24 protein-coding genes are annotated in these 24,942 nt (G+C 37.2%); 1 reads left to right on the top strand and 23 read right to left on the bottom strand.

The genetic code is table 11. The annotated features are described in order from the left end of the window. Positions 1 to 47: 47 nt before the first annotated feature. The 21 genes from pepF to pepA all read right to left on the bottom strand — a co-directional run bounded on the left by pepF (position 48) and on the right by pepA (position 22,754). Positions 48 to 1,859 carry an oligoendopeptidase F gene (gene pepF, locus AKA01nite_RS05160; RefSeq protein WP_146924256.1) on the bottom strand — a complete coding sequence of 604 codons (1,812 nt, stop codon included), beginning with the start codon at positions 1,857 to 1,859 and terminating at the stop codon, positions 48 to 50. A 99-nt stretch (positions 1,860 to 1,958) separates the two neighbouring features. Continuing rightward, on the bottom strand, positions 1,959 to 3,077 hold the full coding sequence (locus AKA01nite_RS05165; protein ID WP_146924257.1) for a competence protein CoiA: 1,119 nt from the start codon (positions 3,075 to 3,077) through the stop codon (positions 1,959 to 1,961). Positions 3,078 to 3,163: 86 nt separating this feature from the next. Continuing rightward, positions 3,164 to 3,799, bottom strand: a complete 636-nt coding sequence (locus tag AKA01nite_RS05170; protein ID WP_146924258.1) for an adaptor protein MecA — start codon at positions 3,797 to 3,799, stop codon at positions 3,164 to 3,166. Between the two features lie 209 nt (positions 3,800 to 4,008). Further along, a complete protein-coding gene (spxA, locus tag AKA01nite_RS05175) occupies positions 4,009 to 4,410 on the bottom strand; it encodes a transcriptional regulator SpxA (protein ID WP_146924259.1) in 402 nt (133 codons plus the stop codon). A gap of 253 nt (positions 4,411 to 4,663) precedes the next feature. Next, positions 4,664 to 5,683 (bottom strand): lipoate--protein ligase, encoded by a 1,020-nt coding sequence (gene lplA, locus AKA01nite_RS05180; protein ID WP_146924260.1) that lies wholly within the window; start codon positions 5,681 to 5,683, stop codon positions 4,664 to 4,666. A 15-nt stretch (positions 5,684 to 5,698) separates the two neighbouring features. Then, positions 5,699 to 6,442 (bottom strand): MBL fold metallo-hydrolase, encoded by a 744-nt coding sequence (locus tag AKA01nite_RS05185; protein WP_146924261.1) that lies wholly within the window; start codon positions 6,440 to 6,442, stop codon positions 5,699 to 5,701. Between the two features lie 47 nt (positions 6,443 to 6,489). Beyond that, positions 6,490 to 7,878, bottom strand: coding sequence for a protoporphyrinogen oxidase (hemG, locus tag AKA01nite_RS05190; protein ID WP_186805106.1), 1,389 nt, complete (start codon positions 7,876 to 7,878; stop codon positions 6,490 to 6,492). 255 nt (positions 7,879 to 8,133) lie between these two features. Further along, positions 8,134 to 8,493 (bottom strand): 50S ribosomal protein L20, encoded by a 360-nt coding sequence (gene rplT, locus AKA01nite_RS05195; RefSeq protein WP_146924263.1) that lies wholly within the window; start codon positions 8,491 to 8,493, stop codon positions 8,134 to 8,136. A gap of 41 nt (positions 8,494 to 8,534) precedes the next feature. Further along, positions 8,535 to 8,735, bottom strand: a complete 201-nt coding sequence (gene rpmI, locus AKA01nite_RS05200) for a 50S ribosomal protein L35 (RefSeq protein WP_146924264.1) — start codon at positions 8,733 to 8,735, stop codon at positions 8,535 to 8,537. Between the two features lie 69 nt (positions 8,736 to 8,804). Next, complete coding sequence (gene infC, locus AKA01nite_RS05205) at positions 8,805 to 9,308, bottom strand: translation initiation factor IF-3 (protein WP_146924304.1); 504 nt, start codon at positions 9,306 to 9,308, stop codon at positions 8,805 to 8,807. A 240-nt stretch (positions 9,309 to 9,548) separates the two neighbouring features. Further along, the gene (thrS, locus tag AKA01nite_RS05210; RefSeq protein WP_146924265.1) at positions 9,549 to 11,480 is read right to left on the bottom strand and encodes a threonine--tRNA ligase; all 1,932 of its coding nucleotides are present in this window, start codon (positions 11,478 to 11,480) and stop codon (positions 9,549 to 9,551) included. A 324-nt stretch (positions 11,481 to 11,804) separates the two neighbouring features. Then, positions 11,805 to 12,734, bottom strand: coding sequence for a primosomal protein DnaI (gene dnaI, locus AKA01nite_RS05215; protein ID WP_146924305.1), 930 nt, complete (start codon positions 12,732 to 12,734; stop codon positions 11,805 to 11,807). Next, positions 12,734 to 14,122, bottom strand: coding sequence for a replication initiation and membrane attachment family protein (locus AKA01nite_RS05220; RefSeq protein ID WP_146924266.1), 1,389 nt, complete (start codon positions 14,120 to 14,122; stop codon positions 12,734 to 12,736). The genes dnaI and AKA01nite_RS05220 overlap by 1 nt, the downstream gene beginning before the upstream one ends. A gap of 16 nt (positions 14,123 to 14,138) precedes the next feature. Next, positions 14,139 to 14,606 (bottom strand): transcriptional regulator NrdR, encoded by a 468-nt coding sequence (nrdR, locus tag AKA01nite_RS05225; protein ID WP_146924267.1) that lies wholly within the window; start codon positions 14,604 to 14,606, stop codon positions 14,139 to 14,141. A gap of 58 nt (positions 14,607 to 14,664) precedes the next feature. After that, positions 14,665 to 15,261: a dephospho-CoA kinase gene (gene coaE / locus AKA01nite_RS05230; protein WP_146924268.1), complete on the bottom strand. Its 597-nt coding sequence runs from the start codon at positions 15,259 to 15,261 to the stop codon at positions 14,665 to 14,667. A 14-nt stretch (positions 15,262 to 15,275) separates the two neighbouring features. After that, entirely contained in the window at positions 15,276 to 16,100 is an 825-nt protein-coding gene (mutM, locus tag AKA01nite_RS05235) for a DNA-formamidopyrimidine glycosylase (RefSeq protein ID WP_146924269.1), read from the bottom strand. A 68-nt stretch (positions 16,101 to 16,168) separates the two neighbouring features. Continuing rightward, the gene (gene polA, locus AKA01nite_RS05240; RefSeq protein WP_146924270.1) at positions 16,169 to 18,832 is read right to left on the bottom strand and encodes a DNA polymerase I; all 2,664 of its coding nucleotides are present in this window, start codon (positions 18,830 to 18,832) and stop codon (positions 16,169 to 16,171) included. 149 nt (positions 18,833 to 18,981) lie between these two features. Then, positions 18,982 to 20,310 (bottom strand): UDP-N-acetylmuramate--L-alanine ligase, encoded by a 1,329-nt coding sequence (gene murC / locus AKA01nite_RS05245; protein WP_146924271.1) that lies wholly within the window; start codon positions 20,308 to 20,310, stop codon positions 18,982 to 18,984. Positions 20,311 to 20,442: 132 nt separating this feature from the next. Then, entirely contained in the window at positions 20,443 to 21,006 is a 564-nt protein-coding gene (locus tag AKA01nite_RS05250; RefSeq protein ID WP_146924272.1) for a hypothetical protein, read from the bottom strand. Between the two features lie 26 nt (positions 21,007 to 21,032). Then, positions 21,033 to 21,638, bottom strand: a complete 606-nt coding sequence (ytpR, locus tag AKA01nite_RS05255; RefSeq protein WP_146924273.1) for a YtpR family tRNA-binding protein — start codon at positions 21,636 to 21,638, stop codon at positions 21,033 to 21,035. A gap of 30 nt (positions 21,639 to 21,668) precedes the next feature. After that, a complete protein-coding gene (gene pepA / locus AKA01nite_RS05260; RefSeq protein ID WP_146924274.1) occupies positions 21,669 to 22,754 on the bottom strand; it encodes a glutamyl aminopeptidase in 1,086 nt (361 codons plus the stop codon). A 239-nt stretch (positions 22,755 to 22,993) separates the two neighbouring features. Between pepA and AKA01nite_RS05265 the strand changes: the two genes are divergently transcribed. Continuing rightward, entirely contained in the window at positions 22,994 to 23,263 is a 270-nt protein-coding gene (locus AKA01nite_RS05265; RefSeq protein ID WP_246117000.1) for a PepSY domain-containing protein, read from the top strand. Between the two features lie 63 nt (positions 23,264 to 23,326). Here the strand turns inward: AKA01nite_RS05265 and trmB are convergent, their stop codons facing one another. After that, the gene (trmB, locus tag AKA01nite_RS05270; RefSeq protein WP_146924275.1) at positions 23,327 to 23,971 is read right to left on the bottom strand and encodes a tRNA (guanosine(46)-N7)-methyltransferase TrmB; all 645 of its coding nucleotides are present in this window, start codon (positions 23,969 to 23,971) and stop codon (positions 23,327 to 23,329) included. 58 nt (positions 23,972 to 24,029) lie between these two features. Then, complete coding sequence (locus AKA01nite_RS05275; RefSeq protein WP_146924276.1) at positions 24,030 to 24,821, bottom strand: phosphotransferase family protein; 792 nt, start codon at positions 24,819 to 24,821, stop codon at positions 24,030 to 24,032. Positions 24,822 to 24,942 lie beyond the last annotated feature (121 nt).

Here is a 24,942-nt window from a genome sequence, read left to right on the forward strand (position 1 = left end):
CCATTAAAGGAGGATGGCTTTTTTATATTTAATATTTTTTTACGAGACTAAATTGAAGATAAGGCTTGTTCCAACTCGTCAAGTCTATTCTTGAATACTTTCATCGCTCTTTCTAAATAGTCTTTATTTGTCATATCAACGCCAGCTTTTTTCATTACTTCAATAGGGTAATCGCTGCTGCCGGCTTTTAGATAGGATAAATATTTATCTAATGCTCCTTCTTCTTCATTTGAAATCTTGTCGGCTAAAGCAGTCGCTGCGCAGAAGCCTGTCGAGTACTGATAAACATAATAGTTATAATAAAAATGTGGAATCCGGGCCCATTCATATTGAATAGCCTCATCATCCTCTACAGACTCACCATAATATTTATTGTTTAGTTTTCTGTAACTCTCGCTTAAATAATCAGCCGTTAATGGTTTCCCTTTTGCAGCTTCTTCATGCATAAAATGTTCAAATTCCGCAAATTGTGTTTGGCGGAAAACAGTCCCTTTAAACCCATCAAGGTAGTGATTCAAAACATAAGCTCTGGCTTTAGGATCTTTGGTTTTTTCCAGAAGATAGTCTGTCAAGAGGTTTTCGTTTGTTGTTGAAGCTATTTCAGCCAGGAATATAGAATAATTCCCATAAACATATGGCTGGTTTTTTCGGGTAAAGTAACTATGTGCACTGTGTCCCAGCTCATGAACTAGTGTATAGAGATGATTGAGTGAATCATGCCAATTCAGTAAGATATATGGATTGGTATCGTACATACCTGAAGAATAGGCTCCACTTCGCTTACCTTTGTTTTCAACAATATCTATCCAGCGACTATTGAACGCCTGGTCAAGGACTGCTTTATACTCAGGACCTAGTGCATCAAGGCCTTCGAAGGTTTTCTCCTTAGCTTCTTCATAAGTGAACTTCAGACTGGCTTCGCCTGTGATAGGTGTATACAGATCATACATATGCAGTTTATCGAGTTTTAAAACTTTTTTTCTAAGCGCCATATATCTATGAAGTAATGGTAAATGTGCATTGACGACCTCAATGAGTGTATCGTGCACAGATTCTGGAATATGATTAGCTGATAACGCGCTTTCTCTTGCTGATTCATAATGATGAACATTGGCTTGATAATTATGATGTTTGACATTTGCAGATAATGTACTGGCAAACGTATTTTTGAAATTTTCATAAACGGCATACATTTTCATAAAAGCTTCTTTTCTTACTTCTCTATCAGTACTTTTGAGCAGTTCCCCGTATAGTCCATGAGACAACTGGACGTCTTTACCGTCTTCTCCTTTTACCATAGGAAATTCTAAATCGGCATTGTTCAGTACACTGAATGTCTGGCTCGAAGAGGTCAAGACATCACTCGCGGCTGCCAGTAGTGACTCCATTTCTGCTGATAGAATATGTTTTTTATTCGCAGTAAGCTGAGTGATATAGTGTCTGTACAGCTTTAAATCATTCTGTTCCTGGAAATAACGATTCAGTTGTTCTTCGGATAAAGCTATCAGCTCAGGTTCAAACCAAGATGTTGCCTCTTGTGATAAGACGGTCAGGTAGCGTGCCCGATCATTCATAGCCTGATATGTACTGTTACCCGTATCCTGGTCATTCTTTAAATGAGCATAGACATACAGTGCGCTTACTTTTCTTGATAAATCTAGAATTTTAGTCAACGCTTCTAAAAAAGCAGCACTGCCTGTTCCTAATTTCCCCTGGTATGCTTTAACTTCTTTCACTGATTTTTCTACTTGTTTATAATCTTCTTCCCATTTTTCATCAGATTTATATATAACAGTCAGATCCCACGTCTGTTCTGCAGGTATTTCTTCTCTTAGCGGCAATCGTTTTGTTTCAGCCATTAGTCATCCTCCTTGAATTTATCAATAAATTAATGATAACACAATTTGAAAAATAATAGAATGTCTTTCGCTTTATTAATTTAACACACGCTTTACTCATCAAATATTAATAGTTATATTTTTATGAGTCCTTACCCATCTGCAATCTCCTAAATCAGTCAAATACCCTTTACGGGTCAATATATTTAAAAATGTCATAAAGGGTAATAGTGTATCGATTTTTTCTAATTCAGGTAATGAATGAAAGGTGATATCGGTTTGTTTTTTCCATTCAGTTATTTTACGACTCAATCTATTTGGTGTAATTATTTCATTATACGGGATGTTTTTGACCCATAAATAAAGTAACAGTTTCCACTGATAAGAGAAAGTTCGGATCATCCACTCAGTTGAAACAGTGCAAAATACTACATCGGGTAAACTTTGAATTGATATTTTATTAAGGTACAGTAATTCAAAAAAACGTCTCGTCCTTTCATCTTTATAAAAGGATAACTGATACAATTTTTTTGTTTCCACAGTTTTAAGTTTCTTTACAGTATGATTCTGATCACACTGTAAAGAAAATATTTTCTCTACAGACTTTCTGTCACTATTGAAAGATAATCTGACCTTTTTGAAGTCAATGCTCTTATATAAGCTTCGTATATTTGTGATTATCATGATCTCTTTTTCTTTTTCATCTAGCTGCAGTAGATTGTACTGCCCGTGTTGGTTTAATGACAGATAATCATAATGACGCGTCGATAATTTTCGATCGACTTTCAACTTTTCCCCCAGTATCCACTTGACTTTTATATTATTTTCTATATAACCCTGTGTTCTCCTCCTGACTGTTTTCTTGGATATCGGACTACACTGAAATTCAATAGCCACAGTGGTCCCGTTATAGTCAATGAGTAAATCGGGACGCTGATTCATTCCAGGCAGAAACTTTTCCAACTCTACTTTTATCCCTTCTCTTTTAAACCATTCATATAGCAGAAGTTTCCCATTTATGTGTTCGCTTGACTCTCCTTCCGAAAACGAACAACACTCGCCCTCTTTCTTATGGGCAAAGTGAGACTGGATGGTCGATCCTTTTTTAAATATAACTTCTTCGTGACAGCCTGGACAGTAGCATTGTCCCTCTTTTTTAAAAGTTTTAGCTTTTACTAAGTGACCTTTTTTATCAATAGCTGTAAATATATTCCTTCCCCCCTTTTCTTCATATATTATATTTACATTTTAAAAATTTTTTCACGAAAAAAATGAAAAAAGACCTGCAGAAATATTATCCTACAGGTCTTTTATATTTTCTGAACTTACTTAAAATAATACCGCAATTGTTCCAGAGCAGTATTTTTCATGATGGTCCTAGCGTACTCACTTAAAACTTCAGGTGTTGTTTTTGTTTTTTCTCCAAATTCAAGCGCAACAGCCAGTTCTTCGTCGCTTGTATTTTGAGCCATTTCCTCTACAAAGAATACAATGTGAAGATAGTACGCATCCTTGTAGCTATAAAGCGTCGATATGCCACTTTCTAAATACAAATACTTGGATAAGGTTATCAATTTTTCAAAGCTATCAAAAGTGACGACTGAATCCTTTGTCTGACTGATCTCGTTTTGATAGTCTTCATCGTCATCTGTTAATTGCTGATCATGATTTTGATTCAGTTTATTTTTTAATGCATTGAGTGAATGGGTTTCTTCTTTAAAGTTTGCACCCTTGCTGATAAATAATTCGAGTCCATTATTATTGGGCATCACTTGAAAAGTAACAGCTTCAGATTCCTGAAATTCCTCATCGATATCAACTTCTTCTAATATGCTGTAAAAGAACTTTTCTATTTGCTTCTGGTTACCCAAAAGATCGAGAAAAGTCACACCACGTTCTTCTAAGTCAGTATTTTCGATAGTTACACGTATTGTATCTTCATTGATATGTTCTATTTCCATTATTCCACACCTCACATTTCATTGGAATAACCCTTTTTATAGAATAAATTCATTCTTTGATCGTTAACTTAAATAGACTGCACTCTTACTATTATACAAAAGGTATATTACAAAAACAAGTCACAACTATTCAACAAAGATGAAAGTTTTAAAAAGTTTTAAATTTTCATAAAAAGAACCGACAAATAATTGCCGATTCTTTTTTACTTTTATTTGATTGAAACTAATCGTTGCGCTTTTTGAAGTTCTATTTCTCTAATTTCACGTGGTACAAATTGACGAATTTCATCTTCATTATAACCAATCTGCAGTCTTTTATCATCAAGTATTATCGGTCTTCTAATGAGTGTTGGATTTTCTTGAATCAGAACGAACAGTTCTTTTAATGATAATTCATCAAGATCGACGTTCAACTCTTTAAATGCTTTTGATCGAGTAGATATGATATCTTCTGTTCCGTCTTCAGTCAATCTCATGATTGCTTTGATTTCATTTATTTCCAAAGGAGTATGAGACATATTTTTTTCCGTATAAGAAATGTTGTACTCTTCTAACCAAGCTTTCGCTTTTCTACATGATGTACAGCTAGGTGTGGTGAATAATGTAACCATTATGTATTTCTCCCTTCGATATTTTATGATTTATTATTTCCTAATGAAGCTCTCTACAATTATTATACTAACTTAAATGTGACAGTAAGTAAAGTCCTTTTGTCATTTTTTTGTCAATTTTTGTTCTTATTTATAAAAACAAGAACAAAACCTTTATATACCGGCATTTTTTCATTTTACAGTTAATGAAAAAACAGTCTAATTTATAATGATTATAAATTAGACTGTTTTTGATTATGATGTAACCATATTTTTAATAGAGAAGCTCGATCAGTTCATCCGCATCCATATTACCGAAATATTTTTTTATGTCGATAGTATTTACTGCTTCAGTTATTGCTTTTCGTGTATAAGGAATTCCCTTTAATTCATTTTCTACATCTTCGATTTCACCTAAGCCAAAGAAATCGCCATATATGCGAATATCGTCGATTCTTCCTTTTCTGACATTCATTTTCACTTCCACTGTACCGGCAGACAGTCTCTCGCTGCGTTCCATATCGAATTCAGGAGACTTTCCATAATTCCAATCCCAGTTAGCTGTATATTCATCAGCAAATGCTTCGATTTTTTCCCAATCATCTTCTGTAAGAACATACTCTTTCACATCTTCTTTCGTATCCGTATCGTAAAGATACAAGAGCAGCTTCTCTTTGAAGTCTTTAGCGTTCATCTGCTGGTAAGAGTCATCAAGGAAAGGTTTTATATTCGTAACTCTGCTGCGGATCGATTTGATGCCTTTGGATTCAAGCTTGTGTTTTTTGGGCTTCAACGCTTTGACTACGGCATCGATCTCTGAATCGAACATCAATGTTCCATGAGCAGTCATCCGTCCATTCTTCGAATACATGGCATTCCCTGAAAACTTTTTATCATTTATGACTAGGTCATTTCTACCTTTTAATTCAGCTCCTGAAACGCCCATTTGATGCAGAGCATCTATTACAGGAGAGGTAAATTTTTTGAAATCCCGGAACGAATTGCCATCATCTTCAGTTATGAAGCAGAAACATAAAACGCCCATATCGTGGTAGACGGCTCCGCCTCCTGAAAAGCGACGGACGACATCCACGCCATTTTCTTCAACATAGGCTGTATTGACCTCTTCATAGGTATTCTGATTGCGCCCGATAATGATTGCATTATCATTAATATAAAATAGAAGGATAGGCTCATCTAATTTAATCTCGTTCAATAAATAATACTCAATAGCTAAATTGATTTTGGGATCATGTATTTCTTTACCATTGCGTTCATTTTTTACATAATACATACGTTGTCTCCTCGCTTATATCGTTAGTGTCATTTCTTTTTGTGCTAATTCTACTTTAGCACTTGGGCATTCTTCTTTTGCATCTTTTACTAATTGTTTTGTATCACCATACTGCGGCAGATGTGTCAGCACCAGATGTTTCACATTGGCTTCGTTTGCAATTTTTCCGCATTCGCCCGCTGTCATATGCACGTGATGGTTTTCCTTACCTGCATAAAAATTACTATCTGCAAGAAGTAGATCAGTGTTTTCTGAAAAGGAGATAAGATCTTTCTTAAATCCAGTATCAGCAGTAAAAACAAAATTTTTACCTGTCTTTCTTTCCGTCACCCGAAAAGCATAGCAGGGAACTGGATGGATCGTCTTCATCTTTTCAATTTCAAACGGTCCGATCTGCAGCTCTGACATGTCCGTATAATCGATCCCCTGGCTGACATTCTCCAGTGTGAGTTTTGAAAAATACTCTTTGTCTTGTGAATGTCCATATATGGGCAGTATTTCTGGTTCTTCGTTCTGCTGATCTTTTTTTAATAGTCGTGTAAATTGAAGAACACCAAGATCAGCAACATGATCATGATGATAGTGAGAGATCAGAACGGCATCTAATTTCATCGGGTCGATATATTTTTCAAGCATAAGCAGACTACTGCTCCCCGCATCCAAGAGAAGATGAAACGCATCTGCCTCGATCAAGTAAGCGCTTGTTCCTACACCCTTCGTCGGATAGCCTCCATAATAACCAAGTATTGTTATTTTCATTATCCACGCCTTCTTTCCTTTTTGATTCATGTTAAAAAAATGCTCTATCATTTCAAGTAATCAATAGCTTTAAGGCTGATTTCGTTTGCCTGAGCTATACAATTGTTGATACCGAAACCTTTAATGCCATTCCCTGCGAGGTATAAACCCGGGTGTCTATCATTTAAAAATTTAAATAAATCTTTCCTTTTCTCTTCGTGCATCAAAGAAAACTGAGGAATCGCATTAGGCCATCGTTTGATTATTTTATAACTAGGAGGACTATTTACACCCAGCATGTCAGAGATATCACTTAGGATTTCAATTTCTATTTGTTTATTACTTAAAGACATTACTACACCATCCCCACTGCGTCCAAAATATACACCCAGCAGTTCTTCATCTTTATCCTTGAAGTGATTCCATTTTTTATTCAACCAGATTACGCTTTGAATATAAGAATTATTTCTTCTAACAGATAGCACACCATTCCCTATAGGTGGATTCGTTATAGAGCCTTTTGGAAAACTGAATAATAAAAACCCAATAGATCCCATTTTGATATCATTAAAATACTCACTGACTGCAATACTTTTGAATAATTCTTTATATGCATCAGGATCAGTTGCGACGATCACGGAATCAACTCTTAACTGTTCTTTTTTATTGACATCAAGTAAATAAGTGCCATTGATACTTTGCCTGATTTCAGTAACCTGCTTAGCATACTGTATGGCCGGGTTGACTTTTGCTGCCAATGCATTGGTTAAAACTTCTAATCCTTCGTTGAAAGTGGCATGCACCCCCTCTCCGTCCCATATCTCAGGATGATTTTCCAGCGCTTTAGACCAAGTCCCATGAGCACGTTCCAAGTGTACCAAAGGTTCATTAAAACCATGAATGCCAATTTCATCTATATCACTAGTATAAATTTTTGAAAAATAAGGTTCGGCTCCATACTCAGCCATTTCTTCACCAATACGCTGAGCCAGATATTCTTTAGTAGTGAGTTCTACTTTCGTATCTGAACCAGAAAAATATGTATTCTTCAAAAAAGCAAGTTTGCCCTGGAATGATATCAAGTCATATTTCCATATATCTGTACGTTTTACTGGAATCCCTTTATACGTTGGACAGTCAAAATTATAAAGTTTGTTGAAAGCAAAAATATCCTGCTTGCCGTTCTGGCTGAATTCAACCTTGTCCATAAGATTTAATTCTTCGATCAGTGCCAATGCTTCTGGGTGACGAGTATCGATCGATTCTGCTCCTAAATCAATAAAACCTTCACCAAATTTCATGGTATAAAATTTACCCCCCGGGCGAATGGATGACTCCAATACAATAAGTTCTAACGGGAGATTCTCTTTCTCGATCTGCTGCTGTAAGCGATACGCAATAGTAAGGCCAGTGATACCCGCCCCAATAATGGCAATTCTTTTTTTGTTTTTATCCACTAGACATACCCTCGCAAACTTTAATGTTATTTATAGACCAAGCTCATAAATTTTAAATAATATTCTATATTTGCCATAACTGCTTTTTCTATTTAAAGATTCAATCACCTTTATTATACCATGAAGAATAGACGCTTATTAAATTAATTTTCAACAATTACCCAATAATAACATAAGATAATAAAATAATAACAAATAGAATAAAAAAACCATATGGCAAAAGTTTTCACCTTCTGTCATATGGTTGATTTTCAATTACTTGTTTATTGCATCTTTAGCTTGATCAGTTAGTGTTGTGAATGCTTCAGCATCATTGACTGCCAAATCAGCCAGCATTTTACGGTTCATATCGATACCCGCCACTTTCAATCCATGCATGAATTTAGAATAGCTCAAACCATTCATACGTGCTGCGGCATTGATACGTGCGATCCATAGTTTACGGAAATTACGTTTGTTCTGTTTACGGTCTCTGTATGAATACATATATGATTTCATCACTTGCTGTTTTGCTACTTTGAACAAACGATGTTTAGCACCATAATATCCTTTAGCTAATTTTAATACGCGATTACGACGTCTGCGTGTCACGACGCCACCTTTTACTCGTGCCATTGTTTTTCCTCCTTCAATACAATCCTATTAAATCGAAATTTTTATTTCATGTAAGCTACTTGCTGTTTGATGCGTTTGTAGTCACTGTCAGAAACAAGTGCTGATTTACGTAATTTACGCTTTTGTTTCTGTGTTTTGTTTGCAAACATATGACTACGTTTTGCATGACTTCTTTTCAGTTTTCCAGATCCTGTTCTTTTGAAACGTTTTGCTGATCCTCTATGCGTTTTTTGCTTAGGCATTATATTTTCCTCCAATACTCTCGTCTATGATTTTAACCAGAGTCAATTATAGTCTGATTCTATTAGTTACTACTTCTCACTTTTTGGTGCGAGCATTAAGAACATGCTGCGTCCATCCATTTTAGCTTTAGATTCAACTTGTGAAACGTCGGATGTTTCTTCCGCCATACGTTCCAGTACGTCACGTCCAATTTCTTTATGAGTGATCGCTCTTCCTCGGAAACGAATAGAAACTTTTACTTTATCGCCTTTTTCCAAGAACTTTCGAGCGTTGCGCAATTTAGTGTTGAAATCGTGGTCATCAATCGTTGGGCTTAAACGAATCTCTTTAACGTTGATCACTTTTTGATTTTTTCTTGCTTCCCGTTCTTTTTTCTGTTGTTCATAGCGATATTTACCGTAATCCATGATACGAGCCACTGGGGGTTTAGCATTAGGAGAAACGAGCACTAAGTCCAAACTGGAATCTTCTGCTAATTTTAATGCTTTATTGCGTGAAATGACTCCTATCTGTTCACCGTCTTTACCTATCAATCGTACCTCTTTTGCGCGAATACGATCGTTGACAATCATGTCTTTAGCTATGGTGGTCACCTCCAAAGTATTTGCGAGAAAAACACAGAAAAAGGCGGATTTTCTATATCATATAGAAATCCCGCCTAATCTCCGCATAAAAACACAACTCATTGCGTTTAATTATATATACGTTCATATATGCCCAGAGACTAAAGTCACTTAGGCGAGAAGCGGGAGCTCCTGCTTTGTTTTCTCAACTTTTATATCTTAACATCAATTCAAGTTGATGTCAAACGTTTATTTGCTGATCTCTTTTTTCAGCATTTCAACAAACTCATTTATGTCTACCGTTTCTGTTTTCTTTTCCCCGTACTTGCGAACAGACACACTGTTATCTTCAATCTCACTATCCCCGATCACAAGCTGATAAGGGATTTTAAGTGTCTGGGCTTCCCTTATTTTATAACCCATTTTTTCATTCCGCATATCCACTTCTACTCTAAAGCCTTCTTTTGAAAGCTCTTCTTGCAAGTCTCTTGCATAGTCTCCATGGATGTCTAAATTAACAGGGATGATTTTAGCTTGGACTGGAGCAAGCCATGCTGGAAAAGCGCCTTTGTATCGTTCAATCAGATACGCAACAAATCTTTCCATGGTGGAAACGATTCCTCTGTGAATAACAACCGGCCGATGGTTGTCTTGACCATCTTCTCCTACATAGGTTAAGTCAAAACGTTCAGGCAGTAAAAAGTCCAGTTGTACTGTAGAGAGTGTTTCCTCTGTGCCTAGAGCTGTTTTCACCTGGACATCCAGTTTAGGTCCGTAGAAAGCCGCCTCACCCATCGCTTCAAAATATTCCAGTCCCATCTCGTCTAACGTTTCTTTCAGCATGCTCTCAGCTTTCAACCACATGGCATCGTCATCAAAATATTTTTCAGTATTTTCAGGATCGCGGTAGCTCAGGCGGAAACGGTAGTCTTTGATATCAAAATCTTCATAAACCGCCAGCATCAAGTTTACCACTCTTCTAAACTCTTGCTTGATCTGGTCTGGACGTACAAATACATGTGCATCGTTTAGTGTCATCTCGCGTACTCTCTGAAGTCCAGATAAGGCGCCACTTTTTTCATAGCGATGCATTTGACCAAGCTCAGCTATGCGAATAGGCAAATCACGATAACTTCGTATACCATTTTTATAAACCATCATGTGATGTGGACAATTCATTGGACGCAGGACCAGCATTTCTCCGTCTCCCATATCCATTGGTGGAAACATATCTTCATGATAATGATCCCAATGTCCTGATTTTTTATAAAAATCAACATTCGCCATTATTGGTGTATAAACATGTTCATAACCCAGTTTAATTTCTTTGTCAGTAATATAACGCTCAATGATCCGTCTGATCGTTGCTCCTTTAGGAAGCCAGAAAGGCAGCCCTGAACCCACTTCAGGATTAAGCATGAACAGATCAAGCTCTTTCCCTAGTTTACGGTGATCTCTCTGCTTTGCTTCCTCCCGCATTTTCAAATACTCTTTCAGGGATTTTTTATCAAAGAATGCTGTCCCGTAAATACGCTGCATCATTTTATTATTTGAATTACCTCGCCAATAGGCACCAGCAAGAGAGAGCAGTTTGAATACTTGTATGCGCCCGGTTGATGGGACATGGACGCCACGACAAAGATCTGCGAATTCACCTTGCTCATATATGGTAATCACTTCGTCTTCGGGTAAATCATTAATCAGTTCGATTTTATATGGATCGTTTTTAAAACGTTCCAAAGCATCTTCTCTACTGATTTCTTTTCTTATGATTGGAAAATTTTCTTTTACAATCGCCATCATTTCATTTTCAATTTTCCCTAAATCTTCATCGGTGATGGGATCGCTTGTATCTGTGTCATAATAGAACCCGTTTTCAATAGCCGGACCTACCCCAAATTTTGCATCAGGATACAACCGTTTAACTGCTTGAGCCATGAGATGTGCGGCTGAGTGCCTGAGTACAGACAAGGCATCTTCATGATCAGGTGTGATGATTTCAAGAAAGCCATCATTTTTTAAGGATCGGTTGTAATCTATCAATTCTCCGTTCCATTTTGCAGCTAATCCTTTTTTTTCCAGAGACTTAGCTATGCTTTTAGCCACTTCTTTGGGAGTCGCCCCTTGCTCAACTTCTTTGATTGTACCATCAGGTAAAGTCACTTTGATATAATCTGTCATTTTAATTCCTCCTTATATAACTAAAGACGTCCCATTGAATGAAAGAATTCATTCAATGGGACGTCTTTAGTTTACGTGGTTCCACCCAGTTTCATAGAAAGGGACAGAATCCCCAACTATCTTCGTTTCCCGTTAACGCCGGGAGTACGGCTATCTTTACTCATCGTTCAAAACAGCACTCAAAAGTGGTCTGTGACAGGTAATCTTGAGAATGTTCCAGCATTCATTCTCTCTCTGGAAAGATACATTGACACAGGTGTCTTTTTCTTCGTTTTATTTGTTTCGATAGTATCATAAGTTCACTGTCAACACAATACTTTCCGCTTATTTGTGTCTTCTGTTTTCCCCGGACATTTCAACTTCTTCTGTCAGAAATTTCACTCTTTCCATGATACGCTTGGCTTTCAATGGTTCATTTTCTCCGCGCTGTGATTGAGTTAAATGTTCATTTTCAAGTTGCTCCATATCAAAATTGGAAGTGAAAAATGTTGGAAGTTCCTGCTGCATACGGTATTGTAATATCACTCCAAGGATATCATCTCTGATCCATGATGACATGGAATCCGCTCCAATATCGTCGATCATCAGGATGGAGGCTCGTTTAAAACTGTCCAGTTTATCTTCTGTTGTGTTTTTACCTATTGAGTTCTTCATTTCAACAGCAAATGTTGGGAAATGAACGATTGTGGAAGGGTATCCCTGTTCAGATAATTCATGAGCAATCGCACCCAGTAAATAGGTTTTTCCCACTCCAAAGGCTCCGTATAGATATAAGCCTTTATGGAAAGTATTGGGAGAATCGAGGTAGCTTTCTACAAAGACCATGGCTTTTTCTAAAGCATGCTGCCTTCTTTTTGTGACATCGAAAGCTTCAAATGAGGCATTCTTCAAGTCTTTAGGCATAAAAACTGAGTGTATACGATTCTTTATTTTTTCTTCTGTTCTTTTATTGATCAGTTCAGTAGTTGGTTCATATACCACATCGATCCGGTGATTATTCAATATCAGCTTTGGGGTGTAGCCTGGAGCCAGTTCACCGGTCATTGTTTGAGACTTATGTTTTTCAGAAACAAATTCATAAAGTTTAGCCGCACTTCGTTCGATCGCATTCTTATCTAACACTTCTTTATGCATTGCTAAAAACTTTTTGACATCGGGATCACTGAAAACCTGATTTTTCATGATATCTCTAAATGTCTGATTCAGTTTCTTTGCATCCATCATTTTTTCTAATTGACTTTTTAGGCTCTCCATCATTTATCACCACTTTTCTGTTGCCGAATTTTTTTCAGTTTTTCTCTAAACGCTTCTTCCTCTTCCTGACTCAACCGTTCATCTTTTTCTTCAGACTCCATTGCCCATGAAGGCAGCGTTTCTCTTCGACTGGATACGTTGGATTTATAACTTTTTTTGGATCGGTACTGTTTTTTGCTGTTTTTTTCATTGACATCATCGTAAAACCCTTTAACCTTCAACATTGCATCTTCTGGTGATACAACATCACTCTGTGCCCAATCATTCGCAATTTTATTCGCTAAATTCTTTTCCAGCATCGGAGCATTTTTAACAATCAATATATAATTCATCAATATGTTGATGACACTTGTAGTCAGGGGCGAACGTTCAACTAATTCTTTTAATAACCATCTTTCATTAGAGGTGACATAACCGCCTTTTTGCTGTTTTATGGATTTCAGATACGCATACGGTTGAGTCTTTTCAGCGTGGAGTAGAATTTCGATTTCTTCTTGTTTAAACCCTTTTGCTTTTAATTGCCGGGCTCTTTTATCTTCGGATCGAGAGTGGTTCCGTTCATTTTTATGTTTTTTGGTTTCACCTAAAAATCGCTGATGAACGACACGCGTCAATTGTTTTTCGCTGATTTCTCCAGAAGTGATATCGGCTGATTCCAACACGATTTTCTGCATAGTCAATTCATTGATAGAATAAATCAGATGAAACGTTTCTATTAATTTTTTCACATCAGAAGTCAGTGATTGTGGGCTTATAAAATGCTTGTTGAGCCCTGCCAAAAAGAATTCCCAGTCAAAATCACTCTCTTTCAGCACATTATCCCCTAACGATGAAGGCTTATCTTGCTGATCACGTATATCAGTGGTTTTAAGGACATCGAAGTGATTCTCCATATTAAAATCGATCACTTCATGGAAGGACTTAGTGATTTCTTTGTACTTCTCAATATAATGACTCGTTTTTAAATACTTTGCTTTTAAATCTGAAACTAGTCGTTCGCCTAGTTTTTCAGTAAGCATCATTTTTAACATTGTATCATTGAAGAATTGTTTGGGTGTCAAAGGTGACTCGATGATGATTAAATATGCCTCTTCATTTTCTCTGTGTCTGTATACTTTAACAAGACCATAAGCTTCCAGTTTGATTCTTGCTTCATAATATTCTCTTATTCCTAGATCTATGTGTGAAAGAATATCTGAAAGAGGTAATTCTTTACTCTCAGATGCACTCAGGATCTCTTTGATTGCTAAATACAGACTAGCTGCCTTCAGACCCATCAGTGGCTGATATAAAGAGAGCACGGTCGATACGTCAAGATCAGATATAATCTCTGACCTCGTTAGTATGAGCGTATCTTTGGGACTTAAATTTTTCCACGGGTAACTCATTTATGCTTTTATCCTTTCACTCACTCTTTTTCCTTTTTTTTTCGAGTTCTTTCATCTCCTGCATGAAAACATCAATGTCTTTGAACTGACGATAGACGCTTGCAAAACGGATATAGGCAACGTCATCTAAATCAACAAGTTCTTCCATAACATATTCACCGATTTTTGTTGAAGGAACTTCGCTGACACCCAGGTCACGGAGTTTACGTTCCACTTTATTCACGATGTTCTCCTGGTCTTCTGCAGATACTGGCCGTTTCTCACATGCCCGGCGTATGCCCCGGAGTAGTTTTTCTCTACTGAATTCTTCACGGTTTCCATTCTTTTTAACAACTAAAATAGCACTTTGTTCGACCCTTTCAAATGTAGTAAATCTGAAAGAACAGTTGTCACACTCGCGTCTTCTTCTTATAGCCCGTCCATCTTCAGCAGGACGACTATCTATCACTCTGCTTCCATTGTGTCGGCATCTTGGACAATACATGTATTTCAGCCCTTTACTTTGGATTTCTTGTATCAATTATATCACATGACCAGAATCGTTACGACAGTCTATTTTTTTCAAGCCACTGATCTACCTGTTTTTTAGTCTGTTCTAAAGTGCTGTTATTATCTATTACGATGTCTGCTTTTTCTTTTTTTTCATTCAACGGCTGCTGGGATCTTATACGTTTCAGTGCATCTGCTTCTTTTAGTTCATCCCTTTTTTTTAATCGTTCCAACTGTGTGCTGCTGTCTGTGTAAACGACCATTACTTTATCAACGACTTTTTCATAACCCGCTTCATATAACAGAGGAATATCAACAACTATCAGCGAGTGATCCTTCTGCATCAATTCTTTTTTCTTTCTTATCAGTTCCTTGTAAATTTCTTTTTCGACAAGTTCATTTAAACGTTTAAGTTTATCCTGATCATTGAACACAATATCACCTAACCGTTTTCTATTGATTGATTTATCAGCGTCAAGTATTTCCTCACCAAAGTGCTCAATGACTTTTAAATAGGCAGGTTCTCCTGGTTCCAAAACTTTTCGGGCAATAATATCAGCATCTATAACAGGAAAACCCTGTTCACTAAAATATCGACTGACAGTAGACTTTCCACTTGCAATCCCACCAGTCAATCCTAAAATAAGCACGCGATATTCCCTCCTTACATCTTTTGACAATTCGGACAATAGTGTGTTCCCCGCTGGGCTACTTTAATTTTTTCTATTGTATTCCTGCAGCGGGAACATTTCTCGTTCGTTTTTCCATATACTGATAAATATGTTTGATAACTGCCTTCTGTTCCGTAGGCATTTGAATACGTTCGAATGGTCGTCCCACCATTTTCTACAGCACATCGTATTATTTTAATGATAGATTCTCTTAAGCGGCAGATTTCATCGTATTCAAGTTCCTTTCCTTTTTTCTCTGGATGGATATACGCATCATAAAGGATTTCATCAGCATAAATATTACCTATACCAGCTACGATCGTCTGATCGAGTAAACAGGCTTTAATCGGTCGTCCTGTCTTCTCCAAGGCCTTCACTAAATGACTGACAGTCAATGCCTCATCTGTGGGTTCCGGTCCAAGATTTATAATAGAAGGGTGATCTTTCAGCTTTCCTTTTTTTACTAAACTCATTTTTCCGAATTTCCTTACGTCAAGATACCTGAGTTCTTTTATGTTATCTAATTCAAAAACGACATGTGTGTGTTTTGTCAATGGTTCATCCCTATTTTCCAGTCGATACTTCCCTTCCATTCTTAAATGACTGATAAGAATATCACTGTCCAGTATAAACAGCAAAAATTTCCCCCGACGTTTTATATCAGTGATTATTTGTCCAGTTGTTCTGCGTTTAAACTCAGATACAGAAGGGTTTTTAATGATATTGTCCCAGTATACCCGGGTTTCAGTTATCGATTTGCCGACAACTAATTGCTTTAGTCCATTTTTTACACTTTCTACTTCGGGTAATTCAGGCATGCTTCAACTCTTCCTTTTTTATTGATCGAGTAAAAGAAGCGAGAATAATTCTCGCTTCAAATCATTTATTATTTTGCGTCATACCAGCTGTCACCGTAATTACTGTCAACTTTCAGCGGAACCGAAAGTCGAACGGTATTCTCCATAACTTCTTCAACAAGCTTTCCAAGTTTTTCAATTTCATTTTCCGGCACTTCAAATATGACTTCATCGTGCACTTGCAGGAGCATCGTTGCCTGCATATTCTCTTCTTTTATGCGTTTATCCATCTCGATCATTGCCATTTTTAGTATATCAGCAGCGCTCCCTTGGATAGGAGTATTCATAGCAGTGCGTTCTGCGAATGATCTGAGATTGAAATTTCTTGAATTGATTTCAGGAAGGTACCGTCTGCGGTGAAATAAGGTTTCAACATATCCCTGATTTTTTGCCTGACGAATGATATCATCGATAAACTGCTTTACTCCTGGGAAACGATCAAAATAAGTATCGATATACTCCTGTGCTTCTTTTCTTGTAATGTCCAGATTCTGAGAAAGACCGTAATCACTGATTCCATAAACGATCCCAAAATTAACAGCTTTAGCTTCACGGCGCATATTAGCTGTAATATCAGAGGCCTTGTCGATATCAAACACTCGCATAGCTGTTGTAGTATGAATGTCTTCATTATCATTAAATGCCTTGATAAAATGTTCGTCTTCTGATATATGAGCAAGTATGCGCAGCTCTATTTGAGAATAATCGGAGGCATAAATTTTCCATCCTTTTTCTCTTGGAACAAAGGCCTGGCGTATTTTTCGGCCTTCTTCCAGTCTGATCGGTATATTTTGAAGATTAGGGTCTACTGAACTTAATCTTCCTGTGCGAGCAACCGTCTGCAGATAACGGGTATGTATTTTACTCGTTTCTGGATCGATCACTTTTAATAAGCCTTCAATATATGTTGATTGGATCTTGGATATTTGACGGTATTCCAGTATATATTTAACAATTGGCGCCTGATCTTTCAACTTTTCAAGAACATCCTGTGCGGTTGAGTACCCTGTTTTAGTCTTTTTGATTACTGGATAACCCATTTTCTCAAAGAGAATGACACTTAACTGTTTAGGTGAATTGATATTGAATTCTTCTCCGGCTTCTTTGTATATTTCTTTTTCAACTCTATCAAGTGTCTCCTGGAATTCCTCTTTCATCTTCTCAAGTCGTTTCGCATCCACTGTAATGCCTTGTATCTCCATATCTGCAAGCACCATAGCAAGAGGCAATTCCATTTTTTTCAATAAATCTTCTTGTTCATTTTCTTTCAGTTCACTGTCAAGTTTTTCTGAAAGCACATTTATTGCTAGAACTTTTCGGGCTACATGGTCATGCATCAACGTTTCGTCTTTCGGTTTGCTTATTTTTTTGCCTTTGCCGTAAACCATTTCATCAGGTGACACATCTTGATAACCATGTTTCAGGGCAACATCCGCAAGATCTCCGCTACTGCTGTCTTCCGCTGTAAGCAGATAAGAGGCAAGCATAATGTCAAAAACTATCCCTTTTACTGTAAAGTCATTCTTTTTCAAAGAGACATAGGTTTGTTTAGCATCATAGACCACTTTATGCATTGATTCATCTTCGATCCACTCTTTAAAGGCTTCTGATCGAAAAGCTGTTTGTGGATCGGTCACATAGAGGTTGTCTTTTTTCCCCCACCCGATACTGATTATTTCGGCATAATGATAGTTTTCGTCCAGCATCTCAATATAAAGCGCCATCCCCTCTTTAAACATGGATGCATCGATTTCTTTGACAAAAGTAACATCGATTTCAACAGTTTCTTCGGCTAGCTCTTCCATGTATTCGCTCGTATCCAGTTTACTTAAATGTGAATTGAAATCCATCTCTTTGTAAAAAGAAATGAGTGCTTCCATATTCTGACCACTATAGTCCAGCTCATCAAGTGATAGCGTCACAGGGGCTTCCCGGTCGATTGAAGCAAGCTTTTTACTTAGAAAAGCTGTGTCTTTCTCGTTTATTAGATACTCTTTTCGTTTGGATTTTTTCATTTCATCAATGTGTTCATACAGATTCTCCACTGATCCGTATTCATGTAGCAGCTTCAGCGCAGTTTTCTCACCTATTTTCGTCACGCCAGGTATATTATCTGAAGCATCTCCAGCGAGTCCTTTCATATCTATTATCTGTTCCGGAGTTATTCCCATTTCTTCTTGTATGGAGGTTTTTGTATACTCTTTGAGATCTTTGACTCCTTTTTTGGTAATATCGACACGGACATGATCTGATGCCAATTGAGTCAAATCTCTGTCACCCGTTAAAATTACGACCTCAAATCCTTGTTCTTCTGCTTGTTTAGATAATGTTCCAATAATATCGTCTGCTTCGTAATTTACCAGTTCATAACTTTTTAGTCCGAACCCTTTTAACAAGTCTTTCATGTAGGGAATCTGCTCAGCAAATTCCGAAGGCATCTTGGAACGGCCGCCTTTATACTCTTCAAAGTATTCATGCCTGAATGTCGTTTTTCCGGCATCGAATGCTACAAGTGCATGGGTGGGTGCTTCTTTTTCTACAATAACTTCAAGCATGTTGTGAAAACCATATAACGCATTGGTGTGCAGGCCATTTTTATTTTTCATTCGTTCAAGTTGACTATGCAAGCCATAGAATGCACGAAACGCAACACTGTGACCATCTATTAAAAGCAGTTTTTTATTATTGGACAATTTATTCCACTCCCAGTTGTTTTTCCTAAGTCCATAGTACCAAAATTGGTGAGATAGAAAAAGAGAACGTACCTTGAAGTTGCGATAATGTCTGAAATATACTCTGCTTTTCAGGCATTCCCGCTCTTATGGTACCTTCTCTATGACTTTTAATTGATTGCTTCTGATTGACTCAGGATACGTTCAAAGGCGTGTTCAAATTTTTCAACATCCCCTGCACCCATGAAAATTACGACTTCGTTTTTATGCCTTAACAGCGGCGACATATCTTCCAGATTAATGAGTTCTTTTCCTTTTTCCGTTTTTTCCAGAAGATCCTGTATGGTTACTGCTCCTTCTTGTTCTCTGGCTGATGTAAATATATCACAAAGATAAACGGCATCTGCCATATCAAGTGCTTCTCCAAATTCATCCATCAACGCGATCGTTCGACTGAATGTGTGAGGCTGAAAAACAGCTACGATCTCCTTATCGGGATATTTCTGGTGGGCAGCATCTAATGTTGCTTTTATCTCAGCAGGATGATGAGCGTAATCATCGATGATGACCGTGTTCATCACTTTCTTTTCTGTAAAGCGTCTTTTCACACCTGCAAATGACTGCAGGCGTTCTTTAACTTCTTCTTGATCTAATCCTTCATAATGAGCAAAGGCAATAACGGATAAGGCATTTTGAATATTATGTCTTCCAAAAGACGGGACCGTGAATTTTCCATAAAAATCACCTCGAACATATACATCAAATGATGATCCATGAATGGAACGTTCAATGTTTTTTGCTTGAAAATCATTGCTTTCATCGAACCCATAATAGACAATCGGCACTTTAGCATTAAGTTTCTGCAACCTTACGTCATCACCGCAGGCAAATATCGCTTTTTTGATTTGTTGAGAAAACTCTGAAAAGGCATCCTCAACATCTTCGATGCTTTCGAAATAATCAGGATGATCAAAGTCAATATTTGTGATGATAGCATAATCTGTTTCATACGCGAGAAAGTGTCGTCTATACTCACATGCCTCCAAAGCAAAATATTCTGCATCTTTTACACCACTGCCTGTACCGTCACCTATTAAATAGCTCGTTTCTTTGATTCCACTCAATACATGAGCTAAAAGTCCAGTCGTACTTGTTTTGCCGTGGGATCCTGTTACAGCAATGCTCGTATATTGGTTGCTCAATTCACCTAAAAAGTCGTGGTAGCGTGTAACAGTAAGTCCCAATTCCTTGGCACGTACGATTTCCTCATGCGAGTCTGGGAATGCATTACCGGCAATCACTGTCATATTCTCTTTGATGTTATCTTTATCAAAGAGATACATCGGGATACCGGCTTCTTCTAAATTTTTCTGAGTGAAAAAATATTTTTTAATATCTGAACCTTGCACTTTGTAGCCTTTATCATTAAGAATCAGCGCTAAGGCACTCATGCCTGACCCTTTTATCCCCACAAAATGGTATATCGTGTCCTGTTTCATTTTAGTAGTCCTCCAATTGTATCTAAACAAGCTGAAATCATATCGTTATCTACTATATGATAAATGATTAAAAAAAGCTAGTCCATCGAGGTTAAAGTTTAAATCGGCATGCTTCAACTTTGTGAAAACACACTATGGTTCATATAGATTCTCATTATTATTAAAAAAGCCAGGCACGTGGTTTCGCTTCTGATTTTTTCCACCTTTTTCTTCTTCAATAATATCCTCCAGCGTACGGTTAAGACCATGTATTCTCTTTGCTTTGAGCTGTTTTCTGCTGTTTTGCTTTTTTTCTGCAAAGTCCTCTTGATTTTTTATTTTACCTAACCAGTCACTTTTCAATTCTTCAGTTATAAACGCTTCAAATAAAATTAAATCACGTCTATCTTTTTTCATCTCATCTTTTAATTGCTTATAATCTACGATTGGTCGAGTATCTTTTTTCGGTTTATGATACCCATAGATGGGAGAAGGAACTTTACTTGCTTCAAAAGGAGGAGAAATATAACCCTTACTTCTCTTATTATCCTGATTACTTAAATAATCTTTAAATCCTTTTTCTACAATTTCACGACTTTTTATATTTTCAGGAAGCGAATAGGAGCTGTCAAAAGAAACCTGCTTCTTTTTTTTATTTTTCTGATTTCTTTCACTGCTCTTTTTCATTTCAAAAAAGTCTGTATATTTAGAAGACATTGTTTCCCTCCTTAAATCTAAATGGTTTAGATTTGAAATTCAGCTCCTGTATCATGGCTATCATCCAATATCATGATTCCTTTATTTTGTTGAGGCAATCCAAGTTCTCGTTGAGAGCAGATCATTCCCTCACTGGAAACACCTTTCAACTCACCGGGCCATATGATCATACCATCAGGCATTACCGCACCAACCTTAGCGACAACAACTTTTATGTTTTCTTTTACATTGTCAGCGCCACACACGATTTGCAAAGTCTTGCCTTTATCTATTTCGGTCTGAGTGAGGTTTAGATGATCAGATCCTTCCACTGGTTCACAAGTCTTTACGAACCCCACGACAAAATCGGGACCATCCTTCGGTTCGATCATTTTGTTGAAACCGGCTTTTTTAATTATATCATTCAGTTTTTTTATATCCTCTTTTGATAAAGACACAGGTCCTGATTTTAAGTTGTTTATAGTCTGGGACGCATTAAATAAATTGTATCCCACTATTTTATTTGTCTTTTTATTTTTTATCTCTACTAAATCATCAACTCTACTAAATTCTTGTTCATCACTACTGCTTTTTTCAAATAATATCATCAATGTGTCATTTAATCCGTTGTTATTGTACGTACTTACAAACATTTCATTTCTCCTTAAATTTCGTATTTTCACTTATCTGATTTTCAACGTCTCCAAAGTGCTTCGGTCAAAAGCTTTAACCGTCTGATAAACCATTTCTCTTGCAGCTTCGTAATCATCGATCCGGAACAAGGATTGGTGGGTATGGATATAACGCGCAGGTACACCAATGACCGCACTCGGAATACCCCGGTTGAGCTGGTGTGCTGCCACTGCATCTGTGCCGCCTTTTGAAACAAAATACTGATAAGGGATGTTATTCGTTTCTGCTGTATCAAGTAAGAATTCTTTCATTTCTTTAGACAGTATCATTCCAGGATCCTGAATTCTCAGTAAAAAGCCTTCCCCCAGTCGTCCGAAGCTTTCTTTGCTGCCGTTTAAATCATTGGCAGGTGAACAATCCACTGCTATAAATGTATCTGGATCAAATTTCCTAACCGCTCCTTTGGTACCGCGGAGTCCTACTTCTTCCTGTACATTTGCTCCGGCAATAAGGGTGTTCGGCAGGGATTCTCCCTCAAGCATTTTCAAAAGTTCCAGTACCAGTGTCACACCAAAACGATTATCCCATGCTTTTCCTATAAAAGATTTTCCGTTGGCTGTTTCGATCGTTTCTACATCAGGTACGAGCGGATCACCGGGTTTTACTCCAAAAGATTCCGCTTCTTCTTTGGATTCGAAACCGCCGTCGAATAAAATATCCTCGATCGCTAATTTAGAAGACTCTTTATTTTTGAGCAAATGCGGCGGGACTGAAGATGAAACCACAGGATAATCTCCTGATCTTGTCTGCAAAGTAAAGCGCTGCGAGGAAACTACATAAGGATTCCATCCGCCTAAAGGGAGCACTTTTATCAGCCCTTTTTCCGTGATAGAAGAAACCATAAAGCCCACTTCATCCATATGGGCGGCGACCATCAATTTTGGCGCCTCTTTATTTTCTGATTTTTTCACGCCGAAAATACCGCCTAGCCCATCATAATCTATGTCATCCACAAATGGCGTCATTTCTTCACGCATAAATGAACGTATATTATGCTCGAAGCCGCTTGTTCCCTGCAATTCTGTGGTTCTTTTTATAAGTTCTCTCGTATTTAGTCTTTTTTGTTCCCTTGACATTTTTCAGTTCCTCTCATTGAGCATTTTAAGCTCCATTTTTAATTATTATACACAAAATCACACTGGATTTTAAGCTTTGGTATTCGTTTTCTGTTACACTTGCCTCATTTGTATGATAAAATGGTCATAACATACAAATTAAAGGAGGAGTCATTGTGTTCCAATCAAAAAAGAGAAAGTATTCCGATTATTCTACAGAAGAGTGGGGATTTGTTTACATCGTTTCTGCCTTGGCATTTCTGCTCGGCGTTTTTTCATTCAAGATGTACAGTAAAAGAAAGACGTTGAAAGCAGATGATATTTTAAAAAAGGTGAAAAAAGAATTTCTCGAAGAAAGTTCCATTGACGGTTCCTGGATAGAATTGACCAAAGTCCCCTGGAAAAAATTTGCCCATAAGACAGATGTTTACTACGGTGGTATCTCTCGTTATGAAGATAACGAATTGATACAATATGAATTTATCGCTGATGCCTACACAGGCAGTATATTAGATATTTACCGTGTATAATCATTGAATGAAATATGAAAAGAGTCGAATCGCTTTGCAAAGCGATTCGACTCTTTTCTGTTCTTACTGTCCGTCAAATGTAATAACAGCTTTATAAATCCTGTTCCCTTTTTTAGAAAATTTCTCTTCATACTCAGTCATGACGTTTTCAGTTACGTCACTTTGATGGAGGTCCAGATACACTTCTTTCAAATCAGCAGAATAAGATGAAAAACTGATCAGCGAGTATTCAAATAATTTTTGGTTGTCTGTTTTGAAATGAAGCTCTCCGTCTGGATTTAGTATCGTCTCGTAGACGTTTAAAAATGTTTTGTATGTTAAGCGTCTTTTCTCATGACGATTTTTTGGCCAGGGATCTGAGAAAGTCAGATAAATACGGTCAACTTTGTTTTTTTCAAAGTATTCAGCTAAATCACTGGCGTTTGCCTGAAGCAGCTGGACATTAGGCAGTTTTTCCTCGATTTGTTTTTCAAGTGCACTGACTATGACACTAGTCTGAAGCTCGATGCCAATGAAATTGATCTCTGGGTGTTTTTTTGCCATATTGATAATAAACTGTCCTTTTCCACATCCGATTTCTACATGGATAGGATTTTCATTCCCGAATCTTTCCTGCCATCGTCCTTTAAGTTCGAGCCCTTCAGTAACGACATATTGCTCATACTCAGCAAGTTTTTCTTTTGCGTAAGGTTTGTGACGCAATCTCATTTTAATTCTCCTCTACTTCCATTAAAAAAGTAGTCAGACTCAGAGGTCTGACCTACTTTTAATTTTTTATTTGATTTAATATCATCTGCAGTTTGAGTAACTCACTATTCATTCTTATATAATCCTGTTTCTGGTGGTGATATTTTAAATCGTTGAGCAGATTCAACAAGCCATACCAGTACATTTTTTTCCTTGAAATTTCCTCTCTGGAAAATTCGATAGTATCAAGCCAGCTATCCCAATTCAGAGGATCAATATAGCGCTCCATGAGCTGACTAATATCAAAACAAGCGTCCGATATGACAACTGAATCCCAGTCAACGAGATAAAGATGATTATCAGTAGACATCAATAAATTCTTATGCGAGATGTCACCATGACAAACGACTTTTTCATCGCTGTTTTTATCCTCAGGCATGTTCTCCTTGATATAGACTAAAGTTTCTCTGATTAAAGGATGATTTCTAAGGTCAAAAGCTAAATCGAAAAGTGTCTGTTCATATAGATCCGCAGCGTTCAGAACGATGCCACCTAATCTCATAAGCATACGTTTAAGACTATGAGACCCATGAACTTTTTTTATAATATTAAAAACATTGGTCTTATACATTTCCTTTTTATCAAGTGTACGTCCGCTGCACCATTCCTGAGCAGTCAAGACATCTCCGTTACCTGTTCTCTTTGTCCAGACAAGTTTTGGAGAAATGCCTTCGAGCGATAAAGCTGCTAAAAAAGGAGAAGAATTGCGTTTTAAAAACAAACGTTCTTCATTTCTTGTACCCATATATGCCTGACCTGTATCTCCACCAATAGGATGTAGTTGCCACCCCGATTCTCTCTCCAGCTCCATACTCACTCAATCCTTTTTTATTAGTCAAACAATAGTAACGACATTGATGCACTCTCTATTGTAAAAAGAAATTCAGTTATCGTCAAGCGCATGCACGTTCTTTTTATGGTAAATAACCTGG

The sequence above is a fragment of the Alkalibacterium kapii genome, from assembly GCF_007988865.1.
In the GTDB taxonomy this organism is placed as follows: domain Bacteria; phylum Bacillota; class Bacilli; order Lactobacillales; family Carnobacteriaceae_A; genus Alkalibacterium; species Alkalibacterium kapii.